This is a genomic window from Streptomyces sp. NPDC012466 (assembly GCF_042955215.1).
Lineage (GTDB): Bacteria > Actinomycetota > Actinomycetes > Streptomycetales > Streptomycetaceae > Streptomyces.
This window is the reverse complement of sequence record NZ_JBIBEQ010000008.1, coordinates 125,079-139,175: the sequence shown is the minus strand read 5'-3', so window position 1 is coordinate 139,175 and position 14,097 is coordinate 125,079. Positions and strand designations below refer to the sequence as shown.

Below are 14,097 nucleotides of genomic sequence, written 5' to 3'. Positions count from 1 at the left end.
GAGTCGCTCAGACACGGACCGCCGCCTTCGCGCCGAACAGCCCGGTGGGCCTGACCAGCAGTACCAGCACCATCACCGCGTAGGGGGCGACGTCGCCGAACCCCTCACCCAGGACGTGCAGATCGGACTGGTAGCCCGCGACGAGCGCCTCGGTCATGCCGATCAGCAGGCTGCCCGCGAGGGCGCCGGGCGGCGAGGCCATCCCGCCGAGGATCGCCGCCGGGAACGCCTTCAGGGCGATCTGCCCGGTGGTGCGCTCCAGTCCGGGTGCGGGGAACGCGGCGAGGAAGACCGCCGCCAGGGCGGCCAGCGCCCCGGCGAGGCACCAGGCGAGCATGCGGATCCGCGCCAGTCGTACGCCCATCAGGGAGGCCGCCTCGACGTCCTCCGCCGCGGCACGCAGCGACAGGCCCCACGAGGTGTACCGGAACAGGGCGAAGACGCCTGCGATGACCACGCCGGAGACCATGATCGCGGCGATCCGGCTGTCCGCGACGGTCACCGGCCCGAGCCCGCTGACCGAGTCGCCCCAGGGGTCGCCGAGTGAGAGCAGGTCACCGCCGATACGCCGCGACAGGTCGGTGAGGATGAGGATGTCCACGCCGATGGTGACGATGGTCTGCACATGGGCGGTGTGCGGGTCCGCTCCCCCGCCGGCCTGGAGCAGGAAGCGGTCCATGGCGCCGGCCACGGCCGCCGTGATGAGCACGGACACCGCGAGGGCGCCGGCGAAGCCGAGGTCGTCGTGGAGTACGGCGGTGAGGTAGCCGCCGAGCAGCAGCAGGGAGCCGTGGGCGAAGTTCATGACGCCGGAGGCCTTGAAGATGATGACGAAGCCGAGCGCGACCAGGGCGTAGACCGCGCCGAGGGCGAGGCCGTTGAAGACGTTGTCCAGGAGGGTGGTCATGCCGCGTCCTCCTGCTCGGCTCCGGTGCCGAGGTAGGCGCGCAGCACCTCGGGGTCGCGGCGGACCTCGTCCGGGGTGCCGTGGGCGATGACGCGGCCGAAGTCGAGGACCGTGACCTCGTCGGCGAGCCGCATGACCAGGCCCATGTCGTGCTCCACGAGGACGACGGACAGGCCGAGTTCGGCTCGGACGGTGTGCACGACCTCTACCGTGCGGGCGCGTTCGGCCGCGTTCATGCCGGCGACCGGCTCGTCGAGCAGCAGGACGCTCGGCTCCAGGCACAGGGCGCGGGCGAACTCCACGCGCTTGCGGTCGCCGTAGGAGAGCAGGGCCACCGGGCTGTCGAAGTGCGTTGCCAGGCCGGTCAGTTCGGCGATCTCGCGAGCCCGGCAGAGGTGTGCGCGTTGTTCGCGCCGGGCGTGCGGCAGGCGCAGCGCGCTGGCGGTGAACCCGGCCCGGGTCAGGGCGTGGCGGCCGAGCATGAGGTTGTCGGCGACCGTGCCCTGCGTGGTGACGATGTTCTGGAAGGTGCGGGCGACGCCGAGGGCGGCGATGCGGTGCGGGGCGAGCCGGGTGAGGTCGGCGTCGCCGAGTCGTACGGTGCCCGCGGCCGGGCGGCACAGCCCCGACAGCACGTTGAAGCAGGTGGACTTGCCCGCTCCGTTGGGTCCGATGAGCGCGTGGACGGAGCCCGGGGCGACGGTGAAGGACACCGCGTCGAGGGCGGTGAGCCCCGCGAAGCGGACGGTCACGTCCGTCACGGCCAGTTCGGGGGGCGGTGCGGTGGTGCGGACGGTCACGCGGCTCCCTGCCCCTCGGTGGTTTGGGCTCTCGGTGTGGACTCGGTGTCCTCTTCGGTGGTCTCGCCCAGGTAGAGCCGCCTCACGGCGTCGGTGCGGGCGAGTTCGTCGGCGGGCCCGGAGAGCCGGACCTCGCCGACCTCCAGGACGTGGGCGGTGTCGGCGAGGGACAGCGCCATGCCCGCGTTCTGCTCGACGAGCAGGACGGCGGTTCCCTGGGCGTTGATCTCGCGGACGACCTCGGCGATCCGGTAGACCATCTGCGGGGCGAGGCCCAGGGAGGGTTCGTCGAGCAGGAGCAGGCGTGGCGCGGCCATGAGGGCCCGGCCGATGGCGAGCATCTGCTGTTCGCCGCCGGACAGCAGCCCCGCTGCCTGCCGGGTGCGTTCGGCGAGGCGCGGGAAGAGGGCGAAGACCCGGTCGCGGGCCTCGGCGACCTGGTCCGGGCGGCGTCGTCCGAGGCCGAGGCCGCCGGAGCGCAGGTTCTCGTCGACGGTGAGTCCGGCGAAGACCCGGCGTCCCTCGGGGACCTGCACGACTCCGGCGCGTACCGCGGCCACCGGGTCGCGGCCGTCGAGTCGTGTGGCGCCGTAGCGGATACGGCCTGCCGTGATCGCGCCGCGGTGCAGGCGCAGGGTGCCCGACACCGCCCGCAGCAGGGTCGTCTTGCCCGCGCCGTTGGCGCCGAGCAGGGCGACGACCGTGCCGTGCGGGACGGTCAGGGACACGGAGCGAAGGGCGGACAGGGCGCGGCCGTAGGTCACGTCGAGGCCCTCGACGTGCAGGGCGGGCTCTTCGTCCGGTGGTGCTTCGGGCATCACGGCTCCTCGGATCCGTGCCGTCGGGCACGGGTGCTTCGGGGGAAGGGCAGCTCACGACAGCACGGGCCCGGGCGTGCGGTACAGGTGTTCGGACGGGGTGGCTGCGCGGTCCCAACGCGGGTCGGCGGGGGCTGTGCGGCTGCCCAGGGGTGGCGACCGGCCGACAGCCTCTGGGCGCCGATCCGGTCGGCGGCGTCCGAGGGACGACGGGCCAGGTGGTGACCCACTCGGCCAGGGGCGCCGCCCGGGCGCCGATCCGGTCGGCGGCATCCAGGGGACGACCGCGGGCCAGGTCGGCGCGGGCGATGGCCCACGCCGCCAGGGTCGCGGCCCGGGCCAGACCGTGGTGACGGGCCGCGCCCAGGGAGGCCGAGGCATGGCCCGCGACCGCGACGGTGTCCCTCTCGATCGAAGCGGCCAGGTCCAACACCGCGTAGTGGCTCGCCGCGGTGTTGGGGTGGCCGGGGTGGGCGTTGCGCCCGTCAGCCGCGCAGCAGCCTGCGCGCCGTCAGTGCGAGGCCGACCTCCACCAGGTCGTGCGGACGGGCCAGGGAGCGGCCGATGAGCTGCTCGCAGCGGCGCAGCCGGTTCAGGACGGTGTTGCGGTGGCAGTACAGCCGTTCGCCGGCTCGCTGCGCGGACCCCTCGCAGGCGAACCAGGCGACCAGGGTGTCCAGCAGAACGTCCCGGTCGGACGGTTCGAGCCGCAGCAGCGGGCCGAGCACCCGCTCGGTGAGGGTCGCGCCGAGCTCCGGGCAGGAGACGACCAGCGCCTCGGGCAGGTGCTCGGCGAGCCGGACGGTGCCGCCCTCGGGTGGGCAGAGGCTCAGGGCCAGGTCGGCCAGCCGCCGGGCGTCTTTGACGGCGGCGAGTCCCGTCACGGCGCCTCCGACGCCGATCCGGCATCCGGCCCGGCCGTCGGTGGGCAGGGCCAGGGCCACCACGGGGTCCCGGCCGCTCTCCTCCTCCCCCTCGTCGCCGAGCAGGACGATGGCGTAGTCCGCCTCCACTCCCGCATGCCAGTAGACGCTCCCGCCGGGCGCGGGGTCCTGCGGGCGGCCGCCGGCGACCGCGACGACGACGTACCGGCCGTGCTCCGGCAGGCACAGTCGCTCGGCGGTCTCGGGCAGGTCCGCGATCCGGCTCGTGCCGTCCAGCAGGGCCGCCGCCAGCAGACGCACCCGGTTCTCGCGCCGCCAGGCGAGCTGCCGCTCGGCCTGCCGGTAGGCGTCCGCCACGAGGGTGCAGTGCTCGTCGACGAAGTTCCACACGTCGGTGGCCACGTGCACGAGGAGCCGGATGTCCTCCGGTTCCGAGCGGGTGGTCTCCTCGACCAGCCGCTGCCACACCAGGGACCCGCCCAGCCGGAACGCGTGCAGCAGGGCGTCCAGCGGCAGGCCCTGTTCGGCCCGGGCGACACCGATCCGCCAGGTGCAGCGCTGGGCGGCCTCGCGGGTGCCGCGCGGGTCGAGCAGCGAGGTCACGCTGTGCCGCAACGAGCGGTAGGCCTCTTGCCAGGTGGCGGCGTGGTCGTTCTCCAGCGCGGTCCGGTACGCCGGTTCCTGCTCACGCAGGACCGCCAGCAGCCGGTCGGTCAGGTCCGGCAGGTCGTCGAGCAGGACGCGGGCCGCACGGTGCAGGACGCGCAGCGCGTCGGCGTCGATCAGCGACCGGATCCGTCGTGTCCGCGGCTGCGGGACGGGGGCCGGTCCGGTGCGGAACGTCGTGCGTGTGCGTGCGGCAGGATGCATCGCGGTCCTCCCCCAAACTTCGGCCTTCCGGCAGCGTCCGGCGCCGGCCGGGCTCAGCGGCGTCCGGCGGGTGCGCTGCGCGTTCGGCCGTCGTCACCCAATAGTCCTGCCTCGAAGAATGGCATACCGTCCGGTCGGTCCCCAGAGTCGTGCGGCAGTCTTCTCGATCCGGGGCGGAGTCTCAGCGGCTCTCCTGGTCGACCAGACGGGCCAGCTCGACGCGGGAGCGCACGCCGAGAACCGCGAAGACGTTGCGCAGGTGGTAGTCGACCGTGCGGGTGCTGACGGCCAGCCGCTGGGCCACTTCCCTGTTGGTGGCGCCCTCGGCCACGTGGCGCGCGATCCGCAGCTGCTGCGGCGTGAGCCGTGAGAGCCCTGCGCTCGGCTCCGTACCGGACGCGGCTCCGTTGGCGCGCAGCTCGCCACGCGCCTGATCGGCCCAGGCGCCGGCGCCGCAGCGTTCGAACGCGACCAGGGCGGCTCCGAGCCTGCCACGGGCCTCCCGCAGCCGACGGCGCCGCCGCAGCCACCGGCCGTAGAGAAGCTCCGTGCGGGCACGCTCGAAGTCGCCGCCCGACGCGTCGTGCAGGGTGAGCGCCCTCAGGTAGAGCTCGTCGGCCTCACCGTCCTCGGCGGTCAGCAGGGCACGGCAGCGCGCGAGCTGGGCGGGCGCGTGCGGATCCGCGCCGAAGGCCGCCCACCGGGCGAGATCGTCGACGACCCCCCGCGCGTCCTCCGGCTGCCCGGCGAGCACCGCGGCCTCCACGAAGCAGGGCACGGCCAGCATCCACACCGCGAAGTGACCCCGCCGCGGACCGGCCCCGACGAGCGGGCCGAGCCGGTCGGCGGCGTCCAGGGGACGGCCGCGGGCCAGGTCGGCGCGGGCGATGGCCCACTCCGCCAGGGTCGCGGCCTGGGCCAGGCCATGGCGACGGGCGGTATGCAGGGCGGCCGAGGCGTGGCCCGCGACCGCGGCGGTGTCCCCCTCGATCGAAGCGGCCAGGGCGAGCATCGCGTGGTGGCTCGCCGCGATGTTGCGGTGGCCGGCCAGGAGTGCCGCGCACACGCCCTCCTCCGCGTGGGCGCGGGCCTGCGCATGGCGGCCGGCGCGCAGTTCGCCGTACGCCAGGTATTCCAGGGCCCGTGCTTCGTACGCGGCGCTTTGCACGTTGCGGGCGGCCGCGAGGGCGCGTGAGCCGGCGGCGCGAGCCGCCCTTACGTCCCCGAGCAGCAGAGCCGCCGCCGCGGCACGCAGCAGCCGCTCCGGCCGGCCGTCGATGTGCGCCTGGTCCAGCACGCGCCGCAGCGGCCCGGCAGCGTGCTCCGGCCTGCGGGCCAGCAGAGCCCGCAGGCCGTCGCGGTAGTCCCGGAGGAAGGGGTCCCGGGCCCATTCCGGCCCCGGCCCCGACTGCCCGCCCTCGGGAACGGTCGCGTGTGCCGCGGTGTCCGGTGCGCCGTACTCCACGGACCGCGCCGGGTTCTCCATGCCGTCGAGGACGGCCAGACAGGCCGGGACGTCGCCCGAGGCCCATGCGGCGTCCGCCGCGCAGAGGCCGGCGGCCTCGGCCGCCTCGGGGGCGTGAGAGGTCAGCAGGGATGCGGCCAGCAACAGGGACTCGCGCGCGTCACCCACCGGCCCGTCGAACAACTGCCTTTTGCCGCGAGCGAGTTCGACACCACCGCGGTCCTCGGCGGCCGACCGGGCGGCGTCCCGTCCGTTCCGGCTCCCGGCGCGGGGAGCCGTCCGCGCCCTGCTGCTTTCTCCGGTCACCCCACGGAGGTTACTTGCGCGTAAAGAAGACCGGAAGGCTGACGTCCGGGCGTCCCAGCATGCAAACCCGCAGCTCGGTCCGCGCGTCGACCGAACTCGGCCGGGGGACGGACTGTGCCGCGGCCCAACGGCCGGCCCTCCCGGCCGTGCCCCGGCACGCCGTCGGCGGCGGACGCGTGTGACGCGTCCGCCGCCGGTTCCCCCTCACTGCCGCCTTCCGCAGCCCGGGGGCGCGGGACGTCAGGAGCGGTGCGGGCAGTTGCCCCGGTACTCCTCGATGGTCAGGCTCGGCCGGGGCAGCGGGCACAGGAACTGCTCGTAGCGGGTGTCGTTGTCGATGAACCGCTTGAGCCAGGAAATGCTGTACTTCGCGATCGTCGTGTTCGACGAGTTGGGCGTGAAGTGCGTCGCCGAGTTCAGCTCCAGGTAGCCCCGGTCCAGCGACGAGGACAGGCTCGAGTAGAAGGGCTCGGCGTGGGAGGCGACCGGGGCGATGGTGTCCCCGTCGGCTCCGAAGATCAGGGTCGGGGTGGTGACCTCGGGCCAGGTCTTGTCGAGGTTCCACGGGGTCAGCGGGATCGCCGCCTGGAGGGCAGGGCGCGACTTGGCGGCCTCCAGGCTGCCGCCGCCGCCCATCGAGTGGCCCATCACGCCGAGGCGAGAGGCATCGACGCGGCTGCGCACCGAACTGCGCTCGGTGAGGTAGTCCAGGGCGGCCAGGAGCTGGCGGCCGCGCGAGTCGGGCTGGTCGACCGTGGTGAGCGTGTCGATGGTGAACACCACGAAGCCCTGCGAGGCCAGGCGCGGCCCGAGCCAGGAGATGGACGACTCGTAGGCGGTGTAGCCGGGCGAGACGGCCACCGCGCCGAAGGTGCCGTCACTGGTGCTCGTCGGGTAGTAGATGGTGCCGCCGCCGAATCCGGTGACGGACAGCGAGGAGACGGACGTCTGCGACACGGCGTACGGGCCGCGCAGCGCCTCGATGCTGGAGGTGGTGGGGGCCGGACCGCGCTCGTAGGGGTTGTCCGCGGCGTGGGCGCCCGGGCCGGCCAGGGGGCCCAGGCCGACGACGACGGCGAGTGCCGCCCCGGCGGCGGCCAGTCGCCCGGCCCTGCGCCCACGTGATCCACGGGCGCGAGGGGGTGAAGCGGTGTGGGGGTGGAGTCGCACGACGAGTCGTCCTCTCTGTCGTGGCGGTCGGCCCGTTCGCGGGCACGCGGGACCTGGGGAGTCCGCCGCGTGCCCGTGACGGGCACCGCCGTCGGGCTGGCCGTGCCACTGTCAGGGACCGGCCACCGCGTGCGGACCGGCAATGTCACCGGTCTTGTGCCGCCGACGGACGCTGATCGGCTGCTTCGGGCGTACCGGGAACGTCGCTTGCCGACCTGGCTGCACGCTCCTGCCGGATCACAAGGCGGCCGGCCCGGCCTGATCGCCCGGAGCATCGCGAAGGCCCTCGCGTTCGCCGAGAAGGTGGCCGCCGGGACCGGCCGGTGCCAGAGCGTCGGCATCGACGTTCGGCGGGGCCTGCCGGTGCCAGAGCGTCGGCATCGACGTTCGGCGGGGCCTGCCGGTGCCAGAGCGTCGGCACCGACGTTCGGCGGGGCCTGCCGGTCGGCTTCGCCGGTGACGGCCCGGCCCCCGGATTCGACACGTGTGCGGCCGGCTGAGCCGGCACGCGCCCGCCTGTTCAGCGGCGACCAGCAGATCGTCACGGAGCCCGGCCACGCCCTGCTCTCGGGAACGGCTTCACCGTCGCCCGCGTCGAGTACGCCGAGACGGCGGGCAGCGGCCCCTCGCGATCAGTCAGCCGGTGCGCGGGTCGCCGCGCGTACGGAGTTCCAGCCGGACTCCCGGCCCCTGCGCGTCGCGGCTCACCACCCCACCCCGGGGAGAGGGCCCAGGGTGAGGGTGGGCAGGAAAGCGGGTCCGCTCTGGAAGGCCCGCTCAGGCGAAGCGGCCGTGCGCGCGGTCCGGTGACCGCGTGCACGGCCGCGACGGCCGGGTGCGGGATGCCTGGCATCCGCCGGGCATCCCTTTCGGGTGGGGCGCGATGTGTCAGTCCACGATCACGCCGGCACGCACCACCGGGGCCGGTCCGGCGAGTGCGCCGCCGAAGTTCCCCTCGACCTCCCCCTTCTCCGCCGCGTTCGGATACGGGTTCGTGCACGAAGTACCCGCGCTGGAACCGGACATCAGGCTCGAGCACGGTCCGGGCTTGCGGTCCGGCAGGCCCAGGATGTGCCCGAGTTCGTGCGCGGAGATGCGGATCGTGTTGTAGCCCTGGTCGACGGCTTGGCGCCCGATGTACACGGTCCCGTTGCCGAGGGTGGTGGGCAGGGCGCGCGGCCAGCCGTTGTCCGCGAGGACCCGGATGTTCGCGCGTTGTCCGGCCGCGACGGGCCGCAGTTCGACGGCGTCGACACTCTCGTTCCAGATCGCGGCACCCCGATCGACGGCGCTCCTGAACTCCGCGGAGCCGGCGGCGTCATAGGTCAGGACCCGGGCGGCCGGCGCATGGGGCGCGGCGGCGGCGACCTGGCCACCCGTCAGGGACACGGACACCAGACAGGCGGCAGCCAGGCCGCCGGTCAGCGAGCGGACGTGCATGATCGACCTCCTCGTGGGGAAAGGGCAGTCGTGCTCATGACATTCTCTAGCCCCTTGCCCCTCGGGGTCGCCACCGAATCCATCGAACGGGGTACGCACACCGCCTGCCGGACCGTCAGGCGACGGCCGCGACCGAGATGCCGATGACGATGAACAACCAGCCGGTGGTCAGCTCCCAGCGATGGCGGACCGTCGGCCTGGCGAGCAGGGCTCGCAGTCGCGCGGCGACGACGACGAGGGCGAACCAGTAGACGACGCCGATGATGACGTCCAGCATGCCCAGGAAGAAGATCTGCCGCGCCAGCGAGCCGTTGCCGTCCGCGAACTGCGGCAGGACGCTGAGGAAGAACAGAGCGGCCTTGGGATTGAGCACGTTGGTGAGCAACCCCTGCGTGAAACCGGACCGGAAACGCCCCCGGGCCGGCCCGCGCTCCCGAGGGGCGTACGCCGCGGCCTCGTTCGGGCTCCTCCGTTCCCGAACGGCCCGGCGGGCGGCGAGCACGGCCCGTACACCGAGATACACGAGGTAGGCCGCGCCCATCAGTTTGATCGCGTCGTACACCATGGGTGAACGGGTGGCGATCACCGAGAGACCGGCCGCGGCGGCCAGCATGTGCACGCACAGCCCGGCCTGCGCGCCGAGCGCCGCGGCTCTGCCTTTCGAGGGGTCCTCGGCCGCCGATCTGACCACCACGAGGAAGTCCGGGCCCGGCACCACGTACGCCACCAGGACAACGCCGAGGAAACCGACCAGGTCGACCGCCATCCGCCCCCCACTCCGCGCTTCTCAAGCCACCTGTGATCCGCGCCCGTTGGCACCTCCACGCACCGGCCACCGACGCGACGGCCTCGCCGGGTACCCCCGTACGGGCGGCTCGGACAGCCCCGCTGCCGAACGAGGGACGAAGCAGCGTCCGGTCGAGCGTGATCACCGCCGTTGACCTCGCATAGGGGGCAGAGCACAATCTGCGAGCCTGCGTCATTCGCCGGCGAACGGGGGGAACCATGTGCGACAGGTGTGCTCACCGCAAGCCGATCGATGCCATCGCGCGCAATCCGGCGGCACCGGTCGGGGTACTGACCAGACTGCTGGCCGAGGAGGCCATCGCGGCCTGGGACACGCTGGCCTGGCGTGCTCTGCCGGACGAGGTGGTCGACGCCATCGTCGCCCATCCCGACCGCCGGCTGCGGTCGGCTTTCACCGCGAACCCCTCGGTGACGCCGGAACAGCGCGCCCGGCTCGTCGACGATCCCGACGTACGGGTGCGCCATGCTCTGGCGGACGGGCCCGACTGGTTCCGCATCCCCGTGGAACCCCTCCCCCTGGCCGCCCAGAAGCGTCTGCTCGCCGACCAGGAGGCACGGGTCCGCCGCAGCGCCGCACGCTGCCGGCACACCGCTCCGGACTTGGTCGCCCCACTCGCCGACCACGAGGACGCGGACCTCCGGGAGGCGGCGTGCCGCGCGTGGGCCCTGCTCTCCGAAGAAACCCGGGACCGCCTGCTCCACGACCCCGACGAGAAGGTACGCCTGGCGGCCATGATGAAGGCCTGCCGCGACGACGCGGAGTACACCGACCTCCTGCTCGACGCGGACCTGGGCTCCTTCGCACGGCAGGAGGTGATCCGCTCCGGCGCCATGAACACGGCGACCGCCGAACGGCTCGCGGCGAGCGGCGACGAGGCGGAGCGGCGGGAGTTGGCGGCCAACCTCGACGTGGCCATCGGCATCGTCCGTGGGCTGGCCGACGACGAAGCGCACAGCGTCCGGCTGGCCGTGTCGGTACGCCCCGAGCTGACGGAGACCGAGCGTGCCGCCGTCGACATCTCCATCGGCGCGGCCGACCGGCTGTACCCGGTCGAGTGGGTGCGCCGCTGCGCCGATCCGGAAATCCTGCGCCGATGCGCCCGCTCGGCCAACATCCTCCTGCGTCGCAGCGCCGCCTGCAGTGCGCACCTGCCCGCCGACGCCGTCGAACTGCTCTCGCAGGACGACGACTACCCGGTGAGACTCCTGTTGTGCGAGAACCAGCCGACCGTCGACGGCGAGGTCGTGCTGCAGACCTACCTGGACTGCGAGGTCATCACCAAGGGCGGTCTGCTCGCCCACCCGAACTTCCCCCGCGCGGGCGCCGGCCGGCGCTTCGCCGACGACCCGGATCCCGGGAAGAGGTGGCTGGTCGGACTCGACCCGCAGGCTCCGGTCGACGTGGTGGTCCGGCTGCTCGCCGACCCCGACGCACGCGTACGCGCCATGGCGGCCGCCCATCCCGCGCTGCCGGTCGACCTCATCATCCGCGGCTGCGAGAACGAGGAAACATCCGACTCGGCCCTGGGCAACCCCAGCCTCCCCGTCCGCGTCATGCACCAGTACCTGGACGCCTCGGGCGTCCCCCGCTGACCGCGCCGGCCCTCGAAGGCCGGTCGGGTCATGCGGTGACCCGGGCGATGAACGCCGTGAGGTGGGTGACGGTCCGCTGGATCTTCTCCTCCAGGGTGAGCGACTCGGGGAGGCGGGCGCCGACGCCCGCGTCCTTCTTGCCCCGCACGTACAACGGGCAGGCCAGGTCGTCGCACATGTAGACACCCACGGAGTTGCCCTGCTGTCCGGCCTTGCCGGCCTTCGCGGCGACCATGAGGGAGACGCCGCCGGTGTGGGTGGTCAGGCATATCGAGCACATACTGCGCCGCGTCTGCCAGGACGTGGCGCCGGAGCAGCGCAGGGCGAGCGCTGTCGGACGGCCGTCCAGCTCGGTGACGAGGTAGGCCCGGTCGGGTGCCCCGGGGTCCCTCCAGCCGAGGAAGTCCAGGTCGTCCCAGGGTCGTTCGGCCAGGTCGTGCGGGATGGAGAGGCGCTTGGCCTCGCCCTTGGTGCAGTTCACGAAGGCGGTGCGGATCTCCCGCTCGGTCAGGGCTCTCATGAACCACACGCTAATTTGCCTAAAGGTTTTAGGCAAACACATAATATGTATCGTCGAACAGGAGGCAGGTCATGGCCAGAGTGGGATTGACCCCGGAGCGGCTGACCCGGGCGGGGGCGGAACTCGCCGACGAGGTCGGTTTCGATCAGGTGACCGTGTCGGCGCTCGCCCGGCGCTTCGACGTCAAGGTCGCGAGCCTGTACTCGCATCTGAAGAGCTCCCAGGAGCTCAAGACGAGGATCGCCCTGTTCGCCCTGGAGGAACTCGCCGACCGCGTCGCCGACGCCCTGGCCGGGCGCGCCGGCAAGGACGCCCTGGCCGCCTTCGCGGATGCCTACCGCGACTACGCCCGGGAGCACCCCGGCCGCTACGCCGCGGCACGTCTCCGGCTCGATCCCGAGACGGCGGCCGCGAGCGCCGGGGTGCGGCACGCCCAGATGACGCGGGCGATCCTGCGCGGCTACGACCTCGCGGAGCCGGACCAGACGCACGCGGTCCGGATGCTGGGCAGCGTCTTCCACGGTTACGTCAGCCTGGAGCTGGCCGGAGGCTTCGACCACAGCGCCCCCGGCGCCCGGGAATCCTGGACCTGGATCGTGGATTCCCTCGACACCCTGCTACGGAACCGGGCCACCCCCTGACCGGCCGTCCGCACAGCCCGGTCCTCGCGCGGGGCGCCGGCACATCCGGGCATCACGACGTCCCGAGCAACAGGCCGAGGCGATGAGCACCGAGCACGACACGATCACCACCCCCGTCACCGCCGGCCTTCCGTGCGGACACCTCGACGTGGAAGCGTCCGAACACGGCCTGCTGCCGCGCCGGCTGCCCGCCGGGGCGCGCAGGCAGATCCCCGGCGACCAACGGTTCACGGCCGAGGCCCAGCCCTCCGGTGTGCTGTCGGTCTTCCGCACCTGGGCCACCACGATCGAACTGCCCGACGGTGCCCACCCCGGCCCGGCCGGGCACCGCCGCATCGGCGAGAACCTCGGGCGGCTCGCGTGCGGCGAAGGCGGCCCGTTCGCGACCGGGACCACCGGCCGAACCTGACCTCGGAGCCTTGCACGCCCAGAACCTGACCGGTCGGCGCGGCCGAGAGGCGGGTGGGGCCTAGCCCGCCGCACGCCTCCCGGCCTCCGGCAACGGCGGCAGTGCCGTCCCCCGCACCCACGCCTGGAGGAGTTCGTCCACCGGCTCGGACGCGAAGCGGGCCACGTGCGAGGTGAAGGCCGCGGTCGTGACCGTGCCACCCCGGTGCGACTGCCCCCAGGCGCGCAGCATGCGGAAGAAGGCCATGTCGCCCAGCGCGCAGCGCACCGCGTGCAGCACGAGCCCTCCGCGTTCGTACAGCCGGTCGTCGAACATCGACTTGCGACCCGGGTCGGCCAGCCGCAGGTCCTGCGGCAGCGACGACAGCAACCGGTGTGCCGCCGACGCCAGTTGCTCCGCCGTACGTCCGCCCGACCGTTCCGACCACAGCCACTCCGCGTACTTCGCGAACCCCTCGTTCAGCCAGATGTGCCGCCAGTCGGCGATGGAGACGCTGTTGCCGAACCACTGGTGAGCCAGTTCGTGCGCCACCAGCCGCTCCGAACCCCGCGCCCCGTCCACGTGGTTGGCGCCGAACAGGGACAGTCCCTGCGCCTCGACGGGCACGTCCAGCTCCTCCTCGGTCACCACGACCGCGTACTCCTCGAACGGGTACGGCCCGAACAGCTCCTGGAACACCTCCATCATCTGCGGCTGACGCGCGAAGTCCCGCGAGAAGTCACCCAGCAGCTGCGCGGGGATGTGCCCGTGCTGCGGGACTCCGCCCGGCCCCGGGTCGCCCAGCAGCACCGTCTGGTACTTGCCGATCGCCAGGCCGACCAGATAGCTGGACGTCGGCGCCGACTGTTCGTACACCCAGGTGGTGGTGCTCGCCTTCGTGGTCCGGGTCAGCAGGCGTCCGCCCGCCACCACCGCGTACGCCGACGGCGTGGTGATCGAGAGCTGGTAGGACGCCTTGTCGGCGGGCCGGTCGTTGCACGGGTACCACGACGGCGCCCCGATCGGCTGGCTGGCCACCAGCGCCCCGTCCTCCAGTTCCTCCCAGCCGAGTCCGCCCCAGGGGCTGTTCACCGGCTCGGGGTTGCCCGACCAGTGCACCTCGACCGTGAACGGCGCCCCGGCGCGGACCGGCTTGGCCGGGCGGACGCGCAGCCTGCCGCCGCGGTGCGTGTAATGGGGCTGCCGTCCGTCGACCCGCACCCGCCCGATCTTGTAGTCGGCCAGGTTCAGCACGAACTCGGTGAGCGGCGCCCGCCCCGCTATGGCGTTGATGCGGGCCGTCCCGGACAGCCGGTTCGGGCCCGGGCGGTAGTCCAGCGCCAGCTCGTACCGGTGCACCCGGTAGCGGGGGTCGCCGTGCTCCGGAAAGTACGGGTCCGCGCCCGCCGCCTGCTGGACTGCCACTGCCGTCTGTTCTCCCTGCGCTGCGCCGCTGCCACTGCCTGCCGGTCCGTCGCCCTCAGGCTC

Annotated in this window: 12 protein-coding genes and 1 pseudogene; 3 read left to right on the top strand and 10 right to left on the bottom strand. The window is 73.3% G+C overall.

Annotated features, from left to right (window positions below; all coding sequences use genetic code 11):
* Nucleotides 1–7: 7 nt before the first annotated feature.
* The 8 genes and pseudogenes from ACFY9E_RS28155 to ACFY9E_RS28120 form a co-directional block, all read right to left on the bottom strand.
* The gene (locus ACFY9E_RS28155; protein WP_390988618.1) at nt 8–907 is read right to left on the bottom strand and encodes a branched-chain amino acid ABC transporter permease; all 900 of its coding nucleotides are present in this window, start codon (nt 905–907) and stop codon (nt 8–10) included.
* Nucleotides 904–1,707 (bottom strand): ATP-binding cassette domain-containing protein, encoded by an 804-nt coding sequence (locus tag ACFY9E_RS28150; protein ID WP_390988617.1) that lies wholly within the window; start codon nt 1,705–1,707, stop codon nt 904–906. Before ACFY9E_RS28150 ends, ACFY9E_RS28155 begins: the two co-directional genes overlap by 4 nt.
* On the bottom strand, nt 1,704–2,525 hold the full coding sequence (locus tag ACFY9E_RS28145; RefSeq protein WP_390988615.1) for an ATP-binding cassette domain-containing protein: 822 nt from the start codon (nt 2,523–2,525) through the stop codon (nt 1,704–1,706). Before ACFY9E_RS28145 ends, ACFY9E_RS28150 begins: the two co-directional genes overlap by 4 nt.
* 485 nt (nt 2,526–3,010) lie before the next feature.
* Nucleotides 3,011–4,279, bottom strand: a complete 1,269-nt coding sequence (locus ACFY9E_RS28140) for a helix-turn-helix domain-containing protein (protein WP_390988613.1) — start codon at nt 4,277–4,279, stop codon at nt 3,011–3,013.
* A 181-nt stretch (nt 4,280–4,460) separates the two neighbouring features.
* Nucleotides 4,461–6,071 (bottom strand): annotated as a pseudogene (locus ACFY9E_RS28135) (LuxR C-terminal-related transcriptional regulator); the annotation flags it as partial.
* Nucleotides 6,072–6,290: 219 nt separating this feature from the next.
* Nucleotides 6,291–7,220 carry an alpha/beta hydrolase gene (locus tag ACFY9E_RS28130; protein ID WP_390988611.1) on the bottom strand — a complete coding sequence of 310 codons (930 nt, stop codon included), beginning with the start codon at nt 7,218–7,220 and terminating at the stop codon, nt 6,291–6,293.
* A gap of 888 nt (nt 7,221–8,108) precedes the next feature.
* Nucleotides 8,109–8,660 (bottom strand): snapalysin family zinc-dependent metalloprotease, encoded by a 552-nt coding sequence (locus tag ACFY9E_RS28125; protein ID WP_390988609.1) that lies wholly within the window; start codon nt 8,658–8,660, stop codon nt 8,109–8,111.
* 115 nt (nt 8,661–8,775) lie between these two features.
* Entirely contained in the window at nt 8,776–9,426 is a 651-nt protein-coding gene (locus ACFY9E_RS28120; RefSeq protein WP_390988608.1) for a LysE family transporter, read from the bottom strand.
* Nucleotides 9,427–9,665: 239 nt separating this feature from the next.
* Here ACFY9E_RS28120 and ACFY9E_RS28115 point away from each other — a divergent pair, with 239 nt between their 5' ends.
* Entirely contained in the window at nt 9,666–11,060 is a 1,395-nt protein-coding gene (locus tag ACFY9E_RS28115; RefSeq protein WP_390988606.1) for a hypothetical protein, read from the top strand.
* A gap of 28 nt (nt 11,061–11,088) precedes the next feature.
* Here ACFY9E_RS28115 and ACFY9E_RS28110 read toward each other — a convergent pair whose 3' ends face one another.
* Nucleotides 11,089–11,580 carry an FBP domain-containing protein gene (locus tag ACFY9E_RS28110; protein ID WP_390988605.1) on the bottom strand — a complete coding sequence of 164 codons (492 nt, stop codon included), beginning with the start codon at nt 11,578–11,580 and terminating at the stop codon, nt 11,089–11,091.
* A gap of 71 nt (nt 11,581–11,651) precedes the next feature.
* On the opposite strand from ACFY9E_RS28110, the gene ACFY9E_RS28105 reads away from it, so the two are divergent.
* Both ACFY9E_RS28105 and ACFY9E_RS28100 read left to right on the top strand, forming a co-directional pair.
* Nucleotides 11,652–12,221 carry a WHG domain-containing protein gene (locus tag ACFY9E_RS28105; RefSeq protein ID WP_390988603.1) on the top strand — a complete coding sequence of 190 codons (570 nt, stop codon included), beginning with the start codon at nt 11,652–11,654 and terminating at the stop codon, nt 12,219–12,221.
* Nucleotides 12,222–12,303: 82 nt separating this feature from the next.
* Nucleotides 12,304–12,630 carry a hypothetical protein gene (locus ACFY9E_RS28100; RefSeq protein ID WP_390988602.1) on the top strand — a complete coding sequence of 109 codons (327 nt, stop codon included), beginning with the start codon at nt 12,304–12,306 and terminating at the stop codon, nt 12,628–12,630.
* A 60-nt stretch (nt 12,631–12,690) separates the two neighbouring features.
* On the opposite strand, the gene ACFY9E_RS28095 is transcribed toward ACFY9E_RS28100, so the two are convergent.
* Entirely contained in the window at nt 12,691–14,034 is a 1,344-nt protein-coding gene (locus ACFY9E_RS28095) for a M1 family aminopeptidase (RefSeq protein WP_390988600.1), read from the bottom strand.
* Nucleotides 14,035–14,097 lie beyond the last annotated feature (63 nt).